Origin of the sequence: Microbacterium sp. CPCC 204701, assembly GCF_004010105.1 — a bacterium.
Taxonomy (GTDB): Bacteria; Actinomycetota; Actinomycetes; order Actinomycetales; family Microbacteriaceae; genus Microbacterium.
This window is the reverse complement of record NZ_RRYE01000033.1, coordinates 1-17,005: the sequence shown is the minus strand read 5'-3', so window position 1 is coordinate 17,005 and position 17,005 is coordinate 1. Positions and strand designations below refer to the sequence as shown.

Annotated in this window: 20 protein-coding genes; 5 read left to right on the top strand and 15 right to left on the bottom strand. The window is 69.1% G+C overall.

From position 1 onward, the window contains the following. The coding region (locus EIO58_RS04495; RefSeq protein WP_205789129.1) for a tRNA-dihydrouridine synthase at positions 1 to 274 on the bottom strand (274 nt) is incomplete at its 3' end. A 60-nt stretch (positions 275 to 334) separates the two neighbouring features. On the opposite strand from EIO58_RS04495, the gene EIO58_RS04490 reads away from it, so the two are divergent. Next, positions 335 to 838, top strand: a complete 504-nt coding sequence (locus EIO58_RS04490; protein WP_127818482.1) for a glutathione peroxidase — start codon at positions 335 to 337, stop codon at positions 836 to 838. 9 nt (positions 839 to 847) lie between these two features. Here the strand turns inward: EIO58_RS04490 and EIO58_RS04485 are convergent, their stop codons facing one another. The 5 genes from EIO58_RS04485 to recO form a co-directional block, all read right to left on the bottom strand. Next, complete coding sequence (locus EIO58_RS04485; protein WP_127818481.1) at positions 848 to 1,528, bottom strand: DsbA family oxidoreductase; 681 nt, start codon at positions 1,526 to 1,528, stop codon at positions 848 to 850. Then, on the bottom strand, positions 1,525 to 2,211 hold the full coding sequence (locus tag EIO58_RS04480) for a hypothetical protein (protein WP_240658562.1): 687 nt from the start codon (positions 2,209 to 2,211) through the stop codon (positions 1,525 to 1,527). Before EIO58_RS04480 ends, EIO58_RS04485 begins: the two co-directional genes overlap by 4 nt. 16 nt (positions 2,212 to 2,227) lie before the next feature. Beyond that, on the bottom strand, positions 2,228 to 3,622 hold the full coding sequence (locus EIO58_RS04475) for a glutamate decarboxylase (protein WP_127818480.1): 1,395 nt from the start codon (positions 3,620 to 3,622) through the stop codon (positions 2,228 to 2,230). Positions 3,623 to 3,735: 113 nt separating this feature from the next. Then, on the bottom strand, positions 3,736 to 4,542 hold the full coding sequence (locus tag EIO58_RS04470) for an isoprenyl transferase (RefSeq protein ID WP_127818479.1): 807 nt from the start codon (positions 4,540 to 4,542) through the stop codon (positions 3,736 to 3,738). Then, entirely contained in the window at positions 4,539 to 5,282 is a 744-nt protein-coding gene (gene recO, locus EIO58_RS04465; protein WP_127818478.1) for a DNA repair protein RecO, read from the bottom strand. The genes EIO58_RS04470 and recO overlap by 4 nt, the downstream gene beginning before the upstream one ends. A gap of 104 nt (positions 5,283 to 5,386) precedes the next feature. On the opposite strand from recO, the gene EIO58_RS04460 reads away from it, so the two are divergent. Genes EIO58_RS04460 through EIO58_RS04450 form a run of 3 tightly spaced genes read left to right on the top strand, consistent with a single transcriptional unit; the run spans position 5,387 to position 7,211 of the window. Continuing rightward, positions 5,387 to 5,854: a MarR family winged helix-turn-helix transcriptional regulator gene (locus EIO58_RS04460; RefSeq protein WP_127818477.1), complete on the top strand. Its 468-nt coding sequence runs from the start codon at positions 5,387 to 5,389 to the stop codon at positions 5,852 to 5,854. After that, positions 5,851 to 6,486 (top strand): hypothetical protein, encoded by a 636-nt coding sequence (locus EIO58_RS04455; protein WP_127818476.1) that lies wholly within the window; start codon positions 5,851 to 5,853, stop codon positions 6,484 to 6,486. The genes EIO58_RS04460 and EIO58_RS04455 overlap by 4 nt, the downstream gene beginning before the upstream one ends. A 38-nt stretch (positions 6,487 to 6,524) precedes the next feature. Next, positions 6,525 to 7,211: a trimeric intracellular cation channel family protein gene (locus EIO58_RS04450; protein WP_127818475.1), complete on the top strand. Its 687-nt coding sequence runs from the start codon at positions 6,525 to 6,527 to the stop codon at positions 7,209 to 7,211. A 146-nt stretch (positions 7,212 to 7,357) separates the two neighbouring features. Here the strand turns inward: EIO58_RS04450 and leuA are convergent, their stop codons facing one another. Next, positions 7,358 to 9,118: a 2-isopropylmalate synthase gene (gene leuA, locus EIO58_RS04445; protein WP_127818474.1), complete on the bottom strand. Its 1,761-nt coding sequence runs from the start codon at positions 9,116 to 9,118 to the stop codon at positions 7,358 to 7,360. Between the two features lie 220 nt (positions 9,119 to 9,338). Here leuA and EIO58_RS04440 point away from each other — a divergent pair, with 220 nt between their 5' ends. Continuing rightward, on the top strand, positions 9,339 to 9,968 hold the full coding sequence (locus EIO58_RS04440; protein ID WP_127818473.1) for a hypothetical protein: 630 nt from the start codon (positions 9,339 to 9,341) through the stop codon (positions 9,966 to 9,968). 13 nt (positions 9,969 to 9,981) lie between these two features. On the opposite strand, the gene era is transcribed toward EIO58_RS04440, so the two are convergent. The 8 genes from era to hrcA form a co-directional block, all read right to left on the bottom strand. Then, complete coding sequence (gene era, locus EIO58_RS04435; protein WP_127818472.1) at positions 9,982 to 10,896, bottom strand: GTPase Era; 915 nt, start codon at positions 10,894 to 10,896, stop codon at positions 9,982 to 9,984. Next, positions 10,893 to 12,245 carry a hemolysin family protein gene (locus EIO58_RS04430; protein ID WP_127818471.1) on the bottom strand — a complete coding sequence of 451 codons (1,353 nt, stop codon included), beginning with the start codon at positions 12,243 to 12,245 and terminating at the stop codon, positions 10,893 to 10,895. The genes era and EIO58_RS04430 overlap by 4 nt, the downstream gene beginning before the upstream one ends. Next, positions 12,242 to 12,712, bottom strand: a complete 471-nt coding sequence (gene ybeY, locus EIO58_RS04425; RefSeq protein ID WP_127818470.1) for an rRNA maturation RNase YbeY — start codon at positions 12,710 to 12,712, stop codon at positions 12,242 to 12,244. The genes EIO58_RS04430 and ybeY overlap by 4 nt, the downstream gene beginning before the upstream one ends. Further along, entirely contained in the window at positions 12,709 to 13,737 is a 1,029-nt protein-coding gene (locus EIO58_RS04420; protein WP_240658563.1) for a PhoH family protein, read from the bottom strand. Before EIO58_RS04420 ends, ybeY begins: the two co-directional genes overlap by 4 nt. A 40-nt stretch (positions 13,738 to 13,777) precedes the next feature. After that, on the bottom strand, positions 13,778 to 14,125 hold the full coding sequence (locus tag EIO58_RS04415) for an HIT domain-containing protein (RefSeq protein ID WP_127818468.1): 348 nt from the start codon (positions 14,123 to 14,125) through the stop codon (positions 13,778 to 13,780). A 51-nt stretch (positions 14,126 to 14,176) separates the two neighbouring features. Beyond that, positions 14,177 to 14,914, bottom strand: a complete 738-nt coding sequence (locus EIO58_RS04410; RefSeq protein WP_127818467.1) for a 16S rRNA (uracil(1498)-N(3))-methyltransferase — start codon at positions 14,912 to 14,914, stop codon at positions 14,177 to 14,179. Between the two features lie 3 nt (positions 14,915 to 14,917). Continuing rightward, positions 14,918 to 16,027, bottom strand: coding sequence for a molecular chaperone DnaJ (gene dnaJ / locus EIO58_RS04405; RefSeq protein WP_127818466.1), 1,110 nt, complete (start codon positions 16,025 to 16,027; stop codon positions 14,918 to 14,920). 51 nt (positions 16,028 to 16,078) lie between these two features. After that, positions 16,079 to 17,005, bottom strand: a 927-nt coding sequence (gene hrcA / locus EIO58_RS04400) for a heat-inducible transcriptional repressor HrcA (RefSeq protein ID WP_127818465.1), incomplete at its 5' end; no start/stop codon positions are given.

Genomic DNA, 17,005 nt, shown 5'->3' with positions numbered 1-17,005 from the left:
CGGCCTCGGTGGTCGCGGGATCCACACCGTACAGCTGGATCGAGCGCGGCGTCTCGGACTCGTGGTGCGTGATGAGCCGCATCGTGGTGGCGTTGCGCTCGACCAGCGCGCGCGTCGTGATCATCTCGCTGACGTAGAGTCCGGCGCCGTACTCGCGGCAGAGCCGCCGGAATGCCGTGTTGGTGATCCCCGCCATCGGCGCGAGCACCACCGGCGCGTCGAGGTCGATGGGCCCGATGCGGAGAGTCCGCGCGGACGCGATGGCAGTGGTCACGGGTTCATTCTCCCAGAGGAATCTCGCGCTTCGCTGAATCCGAGGGCTTAGCCTGGGGATATGACCGAGGCGACCACGACCGACCTGCGCGAGATCCCGTTCCAGACCGCCGACGGCGGCAGCGCGACACTGTCCGACTACGCGGGCCAGGTCCTGCTCGTCGTGAACGTCGCCTCCAAGTGCGGTCTGACCCCGCAGTACGAGCAGCTCGAGCAGCTGCAGCGCGCATACGCCGACCGGGGATTCACCGTGCTCGGGTTCCCGTGCAACCAGTTCATGGGGCAAGAGCCCGGCTCGATCGACGAGATCCTGGAGTACTGCTCCACCACGTGGGGCGTGACGTTCCCGGTCTTCGACAAGGTCAAGGTCAACGGCGGCAGGGCCGCCCCGCTCTACAAGGCACTCAAGCGAACGCGCGACGCGGAGGGCAAGAAGGGCCCGGTCCGGTGGAACTTCGAGAAGTTCGTGATCGCCCCGGAGGGGGCGATCCACCGGTTCCGTCCCAACGTCAAGCCCGACGACCCCGCCGTCGTCGGGGTCATCGAGGCGAGCCTGCCCCGCTGACCTCGCGAATCAGTTCGCGGCCGTCGCCGGCTCGCGGTGCTCGGCCCAGACCTGGCGCACGATCTGCGTGAACGCCTCGGCCGGCTGTGCGCCCGAAACCCCGTACTTGCCGTCGATCACGAAGAACGGCACGCCGTTGATCCCATACGCGGCCGCCTGCGCCTGATCGGCGCGCACGGCGTCGAGGAACCGGCCGCTGCGCAGCGCTTCGCGTGCCGCATTGGTGTCGAGGCCGGCATCCGTCGCCAGCGCCGCCAACTCGTCCTCGCGACCGAGATGACGCCCCTCGGTGAAGTACGCGGCCATCAGGCGTTCGGCGAGCTCGTGCTGACGACCCTGCTCCTTGGCGAAGTGCAGCAGCTCATGCGCCTTCACGGTGTTGGTGTGCTTGAGGAGGTCGAACCGGTACTCGAGGCCTGCCTCCGCAGCGACGCCGGTGACGCGCTGGAGCATCTGCTGCGCCTGCTCGGACGAGATTCCCTTGTGCGTGGCCAGGTAGTCGGCCTCACCACCCTCGAAGTCGACGGGTGTGTCGGGCGACAGCTCGAACGAGTGGAACGTCACCTCGACCGCGGGGGCGTCGTCATCGGCGGATGCCTCGGCCAATCCCCTCTCGAGATTCCGCTTGCCGATGTAGCACCAGGGGCAGGCGATGTCGCTCCACACGTCGATCTTGATCGCATCCGTCATGCTGAGGGCAACCCCGCTCGCCGCGTCTCGTATTCCATCGAGCGTCGAGCGAGCACTGCGGAGAGGAAGAAGCACACGGCGCCGACGAACGTGCCGGCGTTGACCCAGCGCACGTCGAGCATCTCAGTGGTCGCCGGCAGCACGTACGCACCGGCCGCCGAGAAGCCGAACGCGATCGACCCCGCCATGTTCAGCCACGTACCGTGCGCTGTTCGCGCATCGGGATCCCACAGCTCGTGCCGCCGATGTGCCGCCACCAGCGCGGCGCCGCTCGAGAGCAGGAAGGCCGCGGAACCCCAGGCGTCCGGAACCCAGCCGGTCGATGCCGTCGCCGATTGTCGGAGCGCGCCTGCGAGCACGGCTCCTGTGCTCACGTTGAACAGCAGCGTGCCGACGAACTGCACCGCCGCCGACCACCAGTCCGCGAAATCCGCAGGCGACGACGACCGACGCGGCGGGCGCCGTCCGCTCAGGGCCAGCTGGATGAACGCCGCCAGCGTGAAGAGGATCGAGCCCACGAAGAAGGTCGCCGCATCCCACACCAGGCCGACGGCATCGGCGTACCAGGGAACGACGCCCAGGGCGAACAGCGCCGAGCCGGCTGCGAAGCCCCACGACTCGCGACGCAGTCGCCTCGTCCGTGATCGACGCCTGCGCATCGCGTGCTTCGCCGTGACGGTCATGCTGCGGTGTTCCGCTTCAGTGGTGGAAGGAACCCGCCTCCTCCTCCGTCATCGGCACGGTGATGGGGTGCCGGTCGAAGTGTGCGATCGCGGCACGATAGTCGTCCATCAGGAGCGACGCCTCGTCGCGACTGAAGCCGACCCTGACGAGGATGCGCTGAACGGCGAGATCCTCGCGGTCGGCGGGCAGCGTGTATGCGGGCACCTGCCATCCGCGGACGCGCAACCGGTCGGCGAGGTCGAAGAGCGTGAACGGGTGCTCGACATTCTCCTTGAGCTTCCACGACACGGCCGGGATCCCGGCCTGGGGGCTGCCGTCGTTGATGATCTCGAAGTGCTCGAGCTTGCCGATCTCGGCGGCGAGCAGCATCGCGGTGTCGTAACACGACTGGTGCACCTTGCGGTAGCCCTCCCTGCCGAGCCGGAGGAAGTTGTAGTACTGCGCGACGATCTGGCCGCCCGGTCGCGAGAAGTTCAGGGCGAAAGTCGGCATGTCGCCGCCGAGATAGTTGACGTCGAAGATCAGGTCGTCGGGCAGGTCCGCGGCATCCCGCCACACCACCCAGCCCACGCCCAGCGGCGCGAGGCCGAACTTGTGCCCCGACGTGTTGATGGACTTCACGCGCGGAAGGCGGAAGTCCCACACGATGTCGGGCGCGGTGAACGGCGCGAGAAAACCGCCGCTCGCTCCGTCGACATGGATCGGGATGTCGAGGCCGGCGTCGGCCTCGAGCTTGTCGAGCGCCTCGCTCACTGCCTGTACCGGCTCGAACCCGCCCGTGAAGGTCACGCCGAGCGTCGGCACGACACCGATCGTGTTCTCGTCGACGCGCTTCAGCACCTCGTCGGGGGTCATGAGCAGCCGCTCGCCCTCCATCGGGATCTCGCGCAGCTCGACGTCCCAGTAGCGTGCGAACTTGTGCCAGCACACCTGCACAGGACCCGTGATGAGGTTCGGCCTTTCGGCGGGCCTGCCGGCGGCGCGCCGACGCGCCCGCCAGTTCCACAGCAGGGACATGCCACCGAGCATGGCTGCTTCGCTCGATCCCGTCGTCGACGTGCCCAAGGTGTTCACCGCGTCGGGCGAGTTCCACAGGTCGGCGAGCATGTGCACACAGCGCGCCTCGATCGCCGCGGTCTGCGGGTACTCGTCCTTGTCGACCATGTTCTTGTCGAGGGTCTCGTTCATGAGCTGACGGACCTCGGGCTCGAGCCACGTCTGACAGAACGTGGCGAGGTTCTGGCGCGAGTTGCCGTCCATCATGAGCTCGTCCGAGACGACCTGGTATGCGTGCCGGGCGAGATGCTCGGTCTCGGGTATCCGGTACTTCGGCATCGAGATCGACAGATCCGACGAGGCGAAGACCTCGTCGAGCAGCTCGTTCCTGATGGATTCCCGCTTGTGCAGCATGGCTCTCCTCCTGCGCCGCGCCTCGGAGGCGCCGGCTTCCCTCGAGGCCAGGCTAGGAGGACACGCAGGGCGCCGTCATCCCTCGATGTGAGTGATGTGGCGCCAGACCGGCCTCACCCGCGGGCGGGCTCGTCGACGGCGCCGCCGAACCGGCGCTCGCGGCCGAGGTAGACGTCGATCCCGCGCCAGAGGTCGGCTCGCGTGAAGTCGGGCCACAGCGTGTCGAGGAAGACGAACTCGGCATACGCGGACTCCCACAGCAGGAAGTTCGAGGTGCGCTGCTCGCCGCTGGAGCGGAGGAACAGGTCGACGTCGGGCATGTCGGGGCGGTAGAGGCGCCGCTGGATGAGCTTCTCCGACACTGCGGAGGGCTTGAGCCTGCCCGCTGCCACGTCGTCGGCGATCGACCGCATCGCGTCGACGATCTCGATGCGCCCGCCGTAGTTGACGCACATCGTCAGTGTCAGCGCGTCGTTGCCCGCGGTGAGCTGCTCGGCGTACTGCAGCTCCTTGATGACGCTCGACCACAGGCGGGGCTTGCGGCCCGCCCATCTGATGCGTACGCCCCACTCGTTGAGCTGGTCGCGTCGACGATGCAGCACGTCGCGGTTGTACCCCATGAGGAATCGCACCTCGTCGGGCGAACGCGACCAGTTCTCGGTCGAGAACGCGTACACCGACAGGTGCTTGACGCCCGCCTGGATTCCGCCGGCGACCACGTCGAGGAGCGCCGCCTCGCCGGCCTTGTGGCCCTCGATGCGGGTGAGTCCGCGGCGATTCGCCCAGCGGCCGTTGCCGTCCATGACGATCGCGACGTGGTTCGGCACGGTCCCCCGGTCGTATGCGGGCGGGTACACGCCGGTCCAGTCGAGGGGTCGGTAGGGCACCGCGTCGCGATGCGTGTACGGCTTGGGGGTCACCTGACGCCCTCCTGCGGTGCGCCCGAGACGTGGGAGAGCGAGCGGATGCCGCGCTCGAGGTGCCATTGGGCGTACGCGGCGATGAGGCCGGACGCGGCAGCCGTCGAACGCGGGGTCGCGGCATCCACCGCGTCCCACTCCCCTGCCATGAGCGACTGAAGGAGCGAGACGGTCGCAGGGTCGATGCGCGCCGCACCGGTGGGTGCGCAGTCGCCGCACACGAGGCCGCCCTGCTGCGCGACGAACGTGTCGTGCGGGCCGGCGCGTCCGCAGCGCGCGCACTCCGAGAGACCGGGAGCCCAGCCCGACAGCGCCATCGCGCGCAGCAGGTACGAGTCGAGCACGCTGCGCGCGGCGTGCTCCCCGCGCGACAGCGCACGCAGGCCGCCCACGAGCAGCAGGTACTGCTGCGGGGTCGCCTCGGCCTCGTTCAGCCTGTCTGCCGCCTCGACCATGGCGTGGGCGGCGGTGTACCTGTCGTAGTGCACCGCGATGTCGGCACCGTACGACCCGAGCGACTCGGCCTGCTGAACGATATCGAGCGAACGGCCTTGGTACAGCTGCACGTCGGCGACCATGAAGGGCTCGAGCCGCGCACCGAACCGCGACGAGGTGCGCCGAACACCCTTGGCGACTGCGCGCAGCTTGCCGTGGCGACGGCTCAGCATCGTCACGATCCTGTCGGCCTCGCCCAGCTTGTGGGTTCGCAGGACCACGATCTCGTCGCGGTAGGTGGGCACCCGTCAATTATCGCTGTGCCGGCCGACCTCGCGGGCGACCCCACGCGGCGAAGGTCGCGGACGTCGCGAAAGCCGCTGCCTATACATTATGTACACTATTCACTATGTCACGCACGCACATTCTCGATCGCCTTCTCGCGATCTCGCAGCTGCTGGAGGCGGACCAGGCCTCCGAGCTCGATCGGCGCGGGCTGACGACTGCGCGCACGCACCTGCTGTGGGTGCTCTACCACGGCGGGCCGGCGACGCAGATCCAGCTCGCGGAGGCCATCGGTGTGACCCCGCGCAACGTCACGGCGCTCGTCGACGCGCTCGACGCGACGGGGTTCGCGCGCCGCGAGCCGCATCCGACCGATCGACGCGCGGTCCTCGTGCATCTCACCGAGCGCGGACTGTCGATCATGGAGACGATGGATGCCGAGCACACCGCGCTCGGAAGCGACCTCGTCGCGGGGCTCGACGACGACACCGTCGCCCTCGTGGCCGGTGCGCTCGAGCACATCCAGGGCAGACTCGCTGAGCTGATCGCCGACCACGCGGCGCGCGAGGACGAACGGGCGACCCTCGGATGAGCGTCGGGACCGAGCCCACCACTGCCCGCGCGCACCCCGTCGCGCGCCTCGCGCGTGCGGCCTGGCGCGCCGAGGTCGGCATCTGGCAGAGCCTGTACCGATGGGCCTTCCGGCGGCCGCGCGTGCCGGCAGGGGCGTCGGCGTTCTCGTACCACTCCCCCGTGCTCACGATCCTCGTGATCTTCATCGTCCTGTCGGCGGTGGAGCTGCCGATCATCGATCTCATCGTGCACCCCTGGCCCTGGCTGCGGATCCCGCTCCTCGCGCTCGGCATCTGGGGACTCACGTGGATGATCGGGTTCCTTCTCGGCTACCTCACGCGTCCGCACGCCGTCGGGCCGGACGGCATCCGCGCCAGACTCGGCACCGACCTCGATGTCGACCTGCGGTGGGACGACATCGCCTCCGTGGAGCGGTCGCGAGACGTCACCGAGAAGGCGCCGAAGGTCAGGGACGAGCCTCACGGGCGAACCCTCGCGATCCGCATCGCGAACGAGACGAACGTGCTGGTCGTGCTGGAACGCCCCGTGCGCACGCGGCTCGGCGGAGACGAGGTCGAGATCCACGCCGTGCGGCTGTGGACAGACGACCTCGACGGCTTCCTCGACGCGGTGCGCACCCACATCCCCTGAATCCCGATGCGGGTGCCGCGCACGGCGACAATGGAGAGGTGAACGAGCAGACCTTCGTGATCCCGCTGTGGGCGGATCTGGTCGCCGTCGGACTCGGCGGCATCCAGGGCGCACTCTTCGCGTCCGGCTTCCGCGGTCAGCGGCGCCTCGACATGCTCGGGGTCGCCATCATCGGGATCGTCGTCGGAATGGGCGGCGGCCTCATCCGCGATCTGCTGCTGAACGTCACACCGACGAGCCTGCAGAGCAACTGGTATCTGCTCACCGCGACAGGCGCTGCGCTGTTCGGGATGCTGCTGGCCGGGCTCTTCCAGCGGCTCAACGCCGTCATCGTCGGGCTGGACGCGCTCGTCATCGGGCTCTTCGGCGCGTTCGGCACCAGCAAGGCGCTCGTGCTCGGGCTGCCTCTCGTCCCCGCCGTGTTCGTCGGCGTGTGCTCCGCGGTCGGCGGCGGCATCCTGCGCGACATGATCATGGGCCTCCCCGTCGCGATCATGCACGTCGGATCGCTCTACGCGGTGGCCGCGGGCGTAGGCTGCCTCGTCCTCGCGACCGCGCACGAACTCGGCGCGAACGTCGTGGTGGCCGCCGCCATCGGCATCGCCGTGACGACCGTCATCCGTCTGCTCGCCGTCATCTTCGACATCTCGCTGCCCGAGCAGCGCGCGCTGTACCGCCGCAAGGTCGCGGTCGAGACCTCGACGATCCCGATCGTGAAGTCCTGATGGGCCCCAGGAACACTCAGCCCGCGGCCTCGGCCCCGGCAGACACCAGCCGGTCACGACGGCACGCCGGTGGCGGAAGCCGCTGCCCGGCGTGTCGCCCGATCGGCTGGTGTTTCGCGTCAGGAGATGGAGGACCGGCGTCCTTGTCAGACCACCGCGAGGGCTCCGGAGCGTTCCCGCGTGCGGATCGCGCGGTTGACACCCGACACGATCGCCTTGAGCGATGCGGTCGAGATGTCTCCGTCGATGCCGACGCCCCACAGGCGCTCGCCGTCGACCTGCAGCTCGACGTACGCGGCAGCCTGCGCGTCGCCGCCGGCGCTGAGCGCGTGCTCGACGTAGTCGTAGAGCGTCACGTCGAAGCCCTGCGCCCGCACGATCTCGAGGAACGCCGCGACAGGACCGTTGCCGTGTCCTGATGCCTCGTACTGCTCGTCGCCGTCACGCAGGGTGACATCGAGCGCCACGTCGCCCGACATGTCGCTCCGCGTGCTGGTGGCCAGAAGCTCGAAGCGGCCCCAGCGATCTCCCGGGACCGTCGAGGGCAGGTACTCGTCGGTGAAGATCGCCCAGATCTGGTCGCTGGTCACCTCGCCCCCTTCGGCATCCGTCTTCGTCTGCACCACGCCCGAGAACTCGATCTGAAGCCTTCGCGGCAGGTCGAGCGCGTGGTCGGTCTTCAGCAGATACGCGACCCCGCCCTTGCCGGACTGCGAGTTGACGCGGATGACCGCCTCGTACGACCGCCCGAGATCCTTCGGGTCGATCGGCAGGTACGGGACCGCCCACTCGATGTCGTCGACCGTCACGCCGGCTTCGGCGGCGCGTGCCTCCATCGCCTCGAAGCCCTTCTTGATGGCGTCCTGGTGCGACCCGCTGAACGCAGTGAAGACCAGGTCGCCGGCCCACGGACTGCGCTCGTGCACCGGCAGCTGGTTGCAGTACTCGACCGCCCGCTTCACCTGGTCGATGTCGCTGAAGTCGATCTGCGGGTCGATGCCCTGGGTCAGCAGATTGATGCCCAGTGCGACGAGATCGACGTTTCCGGTCCGCTCGCCGTTGCCGAAGAGGCATCCTTCGATGCGGTCGGCGCCGGCCATGTAGCCGAGCTCCGCGGCAGCGATCGCGGTGCCGCGGTCGTTGTGCGGGTGCAGCGAGAGGATCACGTTCTCGCGGTGATTCAGGTGGCGGCTCATCCACTCGATCGAGTCGGCGTAGACGTTCGGGGTCGCCATCTCGACCGTGGCCGGCAGGTTGATGATGACCTTGCGCTCGGGCGTGGGCTCGAACACATCGAGCACCTGGTTGCATACGTCGACCGCGAACTCGAGTTCGGTGCCGGTGTAGCTCTCGGGCGAGTACTCGTAGAAGACCTCGGTCTCGGGGACGCGCTTCTCGAAGTCGCGGCACAGCCGCGCACCTTCGAGGGCGATGTCGATGATGCCCTGCTTGTCGGTGCGGAACACGACCTCGCGCTGCAGCACGCTCGTTGAGTTGTACAGGTGCACGATCGCGCGCTTCGCGCCCGAGATCGACTCGAACGTGCGCTCGATGAGGTGCGCGCGGGCCTGCGTCAGCACCTGGATCGTGACGTCGTCGGGGATCACGTCGTCTTCGATGAGCTGCCGGACGAAGTCGAAGTCGGTCTGGCTCGCCGAAGGGAAGCCGACCTCGATCTCTTTGTAGCCCATGCTCACGAGCAGATCGAACATGACGCGCTTGCGCTCGGGACTCATCGGATCGATGAGCGCCTGGTTGCCGTCGCGCAGGTCGACCGCGCACCATCGAGGTGCGGTCGTGATCCGCTTGTCGGGCCAGGTGCGGTCGGGCAGTTGCACGGCGAACTGCTCGTGGAACGGCTGGTACTTGTGGATCGGCATACCGGACGGCTGCTGGGTGTTCTTCATGAGTGGTCGCTTCCGTTGTGAACCTCGATCGGTCTCCGATCGGGCTGGCTGAGAGCCAGATGTGCGGGCCAACGAGAAGCTCCGCGACGAGGAAGGCCCTAGAACGAGGTCTCGTCGCGGCGGCTAAGAAGGAGAAGCGAGCCAGCGCGCATGGTTCGATGGTAGCAGGATGCCGAGAACCCGGACGAGACGATCGTCATCCGCGCGACACTTCCCCGGTATGAGCCACCGTCACCGCCGATCTCTCAGCATCGCCCTGCTCGCCGTCGCCGCCGCCGGATTGGCAGCCTGCGCGACGCCTTCGGCGTCCGACGCGCCGCCCGGAGCGTCGCTCGGATCGCACTGGCCAGCACCGCCGCAGGGCGACGTCGTGGGCGTCGGAACGGTCATGGATGTCGGAGGTTCGGTCGAACTGTGCCTCGGGCCGGTCGCCGAGTCGTACCCGCCGCAGTGCTCCGGGCTGCCCGTTCAGGGCTGGACCTGGGAAGGCGTGGAGGGGTCCGAGACCTCGGCCGACACCACGTGGGGCGCCTACGCCGTGCAGGGCACGTACGACGGCGAGACGTTCACCGTGACGCAGCCACCCGTCATGCTGGCGCTCTACGACCCGATGATGATCGAGGACCCGACCGGCGGCGAGCCTGGCTCGACCGATGAGGCGACGCTCCTGCGCATCCAGGAGGAGATGCCGGCGGCGCTGGGCGACGCGTATCTCAGCTCGTCACCGCAGGACGGCCGACTGTGGGTCGATGTCGTGTGGGATGACGGGACGTGGCAGCAGGCTGCCGACGACGATTACGGCACGGACATCGTGGTGATCCGGTCCGCCCTGCGCGAGACGACGGGCTGACGCGCCGCCCGCCTCAGAAACCGAGGCGGCCGAGCTGCTTCGGGTCGCGCTGCCATTCCTTCGCGACGCGCACGTGCAGCGAGAGATACACACGGCTGCCCAGGAGCGGCTCGATGCCCGCCCGCGCGCGCGCCCCCACATCCCGCAGGCGCGAGCCTTTGTGCCCGATGATGATCGCCTTCTGGCTGTCGCGCTCGACCACCACGTCGGCGTAGACGTCGGTGAGGTCCGAGTCCTCTCGCGGGGCGATGTCCTGCACGACGACCGCGATCGAGTGCGGGAGCTCGTCGCGCACGCCGTCGAGCGCGGCCTCGCGGATGATCTCGGCGATGCGATCTTCGGTCGACTCGTCGGTCACGATATCGTCCGGGTACAGCGCAGGGCCGTTTGGCATGAGCGACAGCAGCTCGTCGCTCAGCACCTCGAGCTGGTTTCGCGTCAGTGCCGACAGCGGGATGACGGCTGCCCAATCCTCGCGCAGCTGGTCGACCTCGATGAGACGTTGAGTGATCTGCTCACGCGTGGCGGCATCCGTCTTGGTCACGATGGCGACCTTCTTCGCGCGCGCATAGCCATCGAGGGACTCCGCGATGCGGCGGTCGCCCGGTCCGACCTTCTCGGTGGCCGGCACGCAGAACCCGATGACGTCCACGTCGCCGAGCACCTGCTCGACCAGATCGTTGAGACGCTGGCCGAGGAGGGTGCGGGGTTTGTGGAGACCCGGCGTGTCGACGATCACGAGCTGTCCGCCGGGGCGGTTCAGGATGCCGCGGATCGCGCGCCGCGTCGTCTGCGGCTTGTCGCTGGTGATGGCGACCTTCTCGCCGACCAGCGCGTTGGTGAGCGTGGACTTGCCGACGTTGGGACGGCCCACGAACGTGACGAATCCGGACCGCCCCTCGGCAGCCTTGGCGACGGCTTCGGTCATGCGGTGTCCTCCTTCTTCGGCATGCGGGTCTCGCCGGTGCGCGTTCCGATGGTGCGGATCTCGCCCGTCCGCGGACCGCGGCCGGGTTCGGGCGCCGACGCGCTGCGTTCGACGAACACCGTCGAGATGCCACGGCCTCGGCCGCGGGATGCGCCGCCGGTCAAGAAGAGACCCGCGTACTCTGCGGAGGCGCCGGGCTGCGGCACGCGCCCGAGCGCCTTGCCGAGAAGGCCGCCGATCGAGTCCACGTCCTCGTCCTCGAGCTCGAAGCCGAACAGGTCGCCCACCGCGTCGAGACCGAGCCGCGCGCTCACCCGGTAGTGCCCGGGCTCGAGCTCCGTCACCTCGTCGGCTCGCGGGTCGTACTCGTCCGAGATGTCGCCGACGAGCTCCTCGATGAGATCCTCGAGGGTCACAAGGCCCGACACCCCGCCATACTCGTCGATGACGAGGCACACATGGACGGCGTCCCGCTTCATCTGCTGCAGCAGGGTCTCGGCTTTCATCGACTCCGGCACGAACACAGCGGGGCGCGCGATCCGGGTGATCGGCGCGTCGCGCCACCCGGACTCGTCGCGGAACGCGAACTGCACGAGATCCTTGAGGTACAGCACGCCGACCACGTCGTCGGCGTCGTCATCGACGATCGGAACGCGCGAGACGCCCTTGTCGAGGAAGGTGGTCATCGCGTCGCGCGTCGACGCCGAGGCATCCACCGTCACCATGTCGGTGCGCGGCACCATGACGGCACGCACGAAGGTGTCGGTGAAGTCGAACACCGAGTGGATGAGCTCCCGATCGTCCTGCTCGATGAGCTCGTTCTCAGCCGCCTCGTCGATGATGCTGAGCAGCTGCTCCTCGGAGGCGAAGCTCGCGCCGCGCGATGCGCCGGGGGTGATGCGGGTGCCGAGAGCGACGAGCCCGTGGGCGAGCGGTCCGAGCAGGATCCGCACGCCCCGGATGACCGGGGCCGAACCGCGCAAGAGGGCCTTCGCATGGAGGCGGCCGATCGTTCGCGGGCTCGCACCCACCACGACATAGGAGACGCCCGTCATGAGGATCGCGGCCGCGAGCATCGCCCACCAGATACTGTCGAACAGGTCCACGAAGGCCACGGTGACCAGCACCGCGGCAGACGTCTCGGCGAGCACCCGGATGAAGAGGACCGCGTTGATGTGGGTGTCGGGGTCGGCGGCGATGCGCTGCAGCGCGACGGTGCTGCGACCCTCCCCTCCGAGCTCCGCAAGGTCGGCGCGTGACGTCACGCCGAGCGCGGCGTCGATCGCGACCATCAGCGCACCGAACGCGAGCAGCAGTGCTGCCGCGACGAGCAGGAGAGCAGCTGTCATGGGCGCGGTCGTCGCCGCTCGGCGGCCTGGAACGACGCGATGAGCTCGCGCTGCAGCCCGAACATCTCGCGCTCCTCGTCCGCTTCGGCGTGGTCGAAGCCGAGCAGGTGCAGGAGCCCGTGGGTCGTCAGCAGGATCAGCTCGTCCATCGTGCTGTGCTTGGCGGCGACCGCCTGCGCCTCGGCCACCTGCGGGCAGAGCACGATGTCGCCGAGGAGGCCGGGCGGAGTCGGAGTGTCCTCGGTGCCGGGCCGAAGCTCGTCCATCGGAAAGCTCAGGACGTCGGTCGGGCCGGGCTCGTCCATCCACTGCACGTGCAGGGATTCCATGGCCCCCTCGTCGACCAGCAGGATCGCGACGTCGGCCTCCGAGCTGACGTGCAGCTCGGCGAGGTTGTGCTCCATGAGACGCAGCAGCACCGTCTCGTCGACGTCGATCCCGGATTCGTTGCCGATCTCGATGGTCATGAGCGTCCTCGCTTCGGAAGGTGGTCGCGGGGCCCTGCCGGCCGCGCCGAGGATCGGCGCTCAGAACGATTGGCGAACTCGGATGCCTCGTCCCGCTCGCGACGCGCGGCGAGCCTGCGCTCGTCGTACTCGCTGTACGCGTCGACGATGCGCCCGACCAGCGTGTGCCGCACGACGTCGTCGCTGGTGAGGTAGGCGAAGTGGATGTCGTCGACGCTGTTGAGCACGCGGGTCACCAGGCGCAGGCCCGACGCCCCCTGCGGGAGGTCGATCTGGGTGATGTCGCCGGTGACCACCATGCGGGTGCCGAAGCCGAGACGCGTGAGGAACATCTTCATCTGCTCGGGCGTGGTGTTCTGCGCCTCGTCGAGCACGACGAACGAGTCGTTCAGCGTGCGCCCGCGCATGTACGCCAGCGGCGCGACCTCGATGGTGCCGGTCGCCATGAGCTTGGGGACGAGCTCGGGATCCATCATCTCGTTGAGGGCGTCGTAGAGCGGCCGCAGGTACGGGTCGATCTTGTCTGTGAGCGTGCCGGGCAGGAACCCCAGCCGCTCCCCCGCCTCGACGGCGGGGCGCGTCAGGATGATGCGGCTGACCTCCTTGCGCTGCAGCGCCTGCACCGCCTTCGCCATCGCGAGGTAGGTCTTGCCGGTTCCGGCCGGACCGATGCCGAAGACGATGGTGCGCTCGTCGATCGCGTCGACGTACGCCTTCTGCCCGAGGGTCTTGGGGCGGATCACCTTGCCGCGCGACGACAGGATCGCCTCGCCCAGCACCTCGGAGGGGCGCGGTCCGCCCTCGGTGCGGAGGATGCGGTTCGACGACGCGACGTCCTCCTCGCCGAGCGAGTGGCCCGCCTTCGTCATGGCGAGGAGCTCGTCCACCAGAGTGCGCGCAGCGGCGACGGCCGCGGCTTCGCCGCTCAGCGTGATCTCGTTGCCCCGCACATGGACGTCGACATCCGGATGCTCGCGTTCCACGACGCGCAGCAGGCGATCCTGGGGGCCGAGCAGCTGGACCATCGCGACGCCGTCGGCGTACACGCGTTCGGTGGTGGGTTCGTCAGGCACTCAGGCTCTTCTCTTCGAGGCCTCCCGCGAGCACATGCGCGTGCACGTGGAAGACGGTCTGGCCCGCGTTCGGGCCGGTGTTGAACACCAGGCGGAAGTCTCCGTCGGCGTGCTCGGCCGCCAGCGAGTTGGCGAGACCGACGAGCTCGGCGAGGAGCTCGGGGTCGCCCGCGGCCAGTTCGACCACATTGCGGTAGTCCTGGGCCTTCGGGATGACCAGGAGGTGCAGGGGCGCCTGCGGAGCGATGTCACGGATGGCGAACGCGTTCTCGGTCTCGGCGACGATCTCGGACGGGATCTCGCCGTTGCGGATGCGGGTGAAGATCGAGGGTTCGCTCATGCGCAAAGTCTACCGACGGGGCCTCGCGCCGAGACCGTGGCGGCCGGTCGGTCACCAGCGGCCGAGCGCGATGCTCACGACCGCGAGGGCCGCAGGCCCCGCCGTCGAGGTGCGCAGCACCGTGTCGCCGAGCCGGACGAGACGCGCGTCCGCCTCCTCGAGGGACGAGAGCTCCTCGGGCGCGATGCCGCCCTCGGGTCCCACCACGAGCACGACGTCGCGACGGTCGTCCGGGTCGAGGATCACACCGCTCAGGCCCCCGCCGGCCGTGGGCTCGAGCACGAACGTGCGCGACGCCCGGGCCCGCTGGGTCAGCTCCTTCGTGGATGCGAGCTCTGCCACCTCCGGCAGCCAGGCGCGGTGTGCCTGCTTGCCGGCCTCGCGCACGATCGACGCCCACCGGACGCGTCCCTTCGCTGCCTTGGCCGCGTCCCACCGCGAGACGCTGCGCGCCGCCTGCCACGGCACGATCTCGTCGACGCCCAGTTCGGTCGCCGCCTGCACCGCCAGCTCGTCCCGATCGCCCTTGGCCAGTGCCTGCACGAGCACGATGCGCGGACTCGGCGCCGGGGCATCCGTCCGTCCGTCGACGCGAACGACGACTTCGCGCGGGGCGACCGACTCGACCGTCCCGCTGAGCCATGCTCCCCGGCCGTCGCCGACCGTCACATCCTCGCCGACCCGCACTCGCCGAACGGTGGCCGCGTGATGCGCCTCGGCACCGGTGAGGGTCACCGCCTCTCCGGGCAGGGCTGCGAGCGGTGTGTCGAGCAGGAAGTGCAGCGGCATCCGTCAGCCGTTCCGGAAGCGGTCGCGCAGCTTCGCGAACAGCCCCTGGTGGAACTCCGCCAGCTTGGGGGGCGGCGCCTTTGTGCGCTTGGCGAACTCCTCGATGAGCGCCCGCTCCTTGTGATCGAGTCGGGTCGGCGTCACCACGTGGACGCCGACGCGCAGGTCGCCGCGCTGAGAGCCGCGCAGCGGGGTGATGCCTCGACCCCTGATGGTGAGGACATCGCCCGCCTGGACGCCCGGACGGACCTCGAGGTCGACCGGGCCGTCAAGCGACTCGATCGTGGTGGTCGTGCCGAGGATCGCGTCGGGCATCGACACGTCGAGCGTCGCGAGCAGGTCGTCGCCGTCGCGGCTGAACACCTCATGCGGCGACACGGTCACCTCGATGTACAGGTCGCCGCTGGGACCGCCCGCGGGCCCGACCTCGCCCGAACCCGGCAGCTGAAGACGCAGGCCGGTCTCGACGCCGGCGGGGATGTCGAGCGACACGGTGCGACGCGCGCGCACTCGACCCTGGCCCTGACACGTCGCGCACGGGTACGGGATGGTCGTGCCATACCCCTGGCACACGTTGCAGGGCTGGCTCGTGACGACGTTTCCGAGGAGGCTCCGCACCTGCCGCTGCACGTGGCCGGAGCCGTGACAGATGTCACACGTGACGGGGGTCGTCCCGGGCTGGCAGCACGAGCCCTGGCACGTCTCGCACAGCACTGCGGTGTCGACCTCGATGTCGCGGTGCACGCCGAACACGACGTCGCCGAGCTCGAGCGTGACGCGCACCAGCGCGTCCTGCCCGCGTTCGCGCCGAGAGCGAGGACGCGCACCGCGCGAGCCGCCGGCCGCGCCGAAGAACGTCTCGAAGATGTCATTGAAGCCGCCGAAGCCATTGGCGCCGCCGAACGGCGAATCGCCGCCCGTGTCGTATCGCGCGCGCTGCTCGGGGTCGCTCAGCACGTCGTACGCATGGGTGACGAGCTTGAAGCGCTCGGATGCGTCCTCACCGGGGTTGACGTCGGGGTGCAGCTCCCGCGCGAGGCGCCGGTACGCCTTCTTGATCTCGTCGGGGGTGGCGTCGCGTGAGACGCCGAGAACCTCGTAGTGGTCAGCCACTTTCGCCTTCCTGCCGCGGGCCGGCCGCGGGATCGTGTGTGCGCGTGCGCGTCAGCGCGTGCCCTCGTCCTGCTCGAGCATCCGCGTGAGATAGCGCGCGACGGCTCGTACCGCCGCGAGATTGGTCGGGTAGTCCATTCGCGTCGGACCCATGACTCCGACGCGCGCCCGCGAGCCGGTGGCGTCGTAATCGCCCGCGACGACGGATGCCTCGGCGAGACCGAACGGCTCGTTCTCACGTCCGATGCTCGCGGCGAGGCCGTGTTCGTCGGCGACCATCTCGCCCATCAGCCGCAGGATCGTCACCTGCTCCTCGATCGCCTCGAGCAGCGGGTAGATGCTGCCGCGGAAGTCGGCCTCGCGGCGCGCGAGCGTGGCGCTCCCGGCCATGACGAGCCGGTCCTGCCGGAATTCCTCGAGCTCTTCTGCGACGGTTCGGACGATCTCGTCGGTGGCCCGCACGTGCGCAGCGGCGTGCGCTGCCGACGCGGCCAAGCGGTCCTCGATGCGCTGCAGTCCATTGCGGACGGGCCTGCCGACCAGCAGCGTGCCGAGCTCCGCGCGCATGCGGGCGAGGTCGGGCTCGTCGAACTCGTCGCCGACGAGGGTCAGTCGCTGCGACACCCGGCCGGTGTCGGTGACGACGATCACCAGCATGCGCCCACCGCCCAGCTGGACCAGCTCGACGTGCGTGACGTTCGCACGTGCGAATGAGGGGTACTGCACGATCGCCACCTGACCGGTCAGCTGCGTCAGCGCGCGGACGGTGCGGGCCAGCACGTCGTCGAGGTCGCCGGAGTCGTCGAGGAACGACGCGATGGCGGAGCGCTGCGCGGGCGTGAGAGGGCGGAGCTCGGCCAGGTGGTCGACGAACACGCGGTACCCCTTGTCGGTGGGAACGCGACCGGACGAGGTGTGCGGCGCCGCGATGAGGTCCTCGTCCTCCAGCAGCGCCATGTCGTTGCGGATCGTCGCCGC

Bases quoted from the DNA above. Each gene is read 5' to 3' on its own strand.
- EIO58_RS04460 (WP_127818477.1), top strand. From the start codon at position 5,387: ATGTCACGCACGCACATTCTCGATCGCCTTCTCGCGATCTCGCAGCTG.
- ybeY (WP_127818470.1), bottom strand. From the start codon at position 12,712: ATGACCATCGAGATCGGCAACGAATCCGGGATCGACGTCGACGAGACG.
- EIO58_RS04420 (WP_240658563.1), bottom strand. From the start codon at position 13,737: ATGGTCCAGCTGCTCGGCCCCCAGGATCGCCTGCTGCGCGTCGTGGAA.
- EIO58_RS04475 (WP_127818480.1), bottom strand. From the start codon at position 3,622: ATGCTGCACAAGCGGGAATCCATCAGGAACGAGCTGCTCGACGAGGTC.
- EIO58_RS04480 (WP_240658562.1), bottom strand. From the start codon at position 2,211: ATGACCGTCACGGCGAAGCACGCGATGCGCAGGCGTCGATCACGGACG.
- EIO58_RS04410 (WP_127818467.1), bottom strand. From the start codon at position 14,914: ATGCCGCTGCACTTCCTGCTCGACACACCGCTCGCAGCCCTGCCCGGA.
- EIO58_RS04485 (WP_127818481.1), bottom strand. From the start codon at position 1,528: ATGACGGATGCGATCAAGATCGACGTGTGGAGCGACATCGCCTGCCCC.
- leuA (WP_127818474.1), bottom strand. From the start codon at position 9,118: ATGAAGAACACCCAGCAGCCGTCCGGTATGCCGATCCACAAGTACCAG.
- EIO58_RS04415 (WP_127818468.1), bottom strand. From the start codon at position 14,125: ATGAGCGAACCCTCGATCTTCACCCGCATCCGCAACGGCGAGATCCCG.
- EIO58_RS04455 (WP_127818476.1), top strand. From the start codon at position 5,851: ATGAGCGTCGGGACCGAGCCCACCACTGCCCGCGCGCACCCCGTCGCG.
- EIO58_RS04490 (WP_127818482.1), top strand. From the start codon at position 335: ATGACCGAGGCGACCACGACCGACCTGCGCGAGATCCCGTTCCAGACC.
- era (WP_127818472.1), bottom strand. From the start codon at position 10,896: ATGACCGAAGCCGTCGCCAAGGCTGCCGAGGGGCGGTCCGGATTCGTC.
- EIO58_RS04430 (WP_127818471.1), bottom strand. From the start codon at position 12,245: ATGACAGCTGCTCTCCTGCTCGTCGCGGCAGCACTGCTGCTCGCGTTC.
- EIO58_RS04440 (WP_127818473.1), top strand. From the start codon at position 9,339: ATGAGCCACCGTCACCGCCGATCTCTCAGCATCGCCCTGCTCGCCGTC.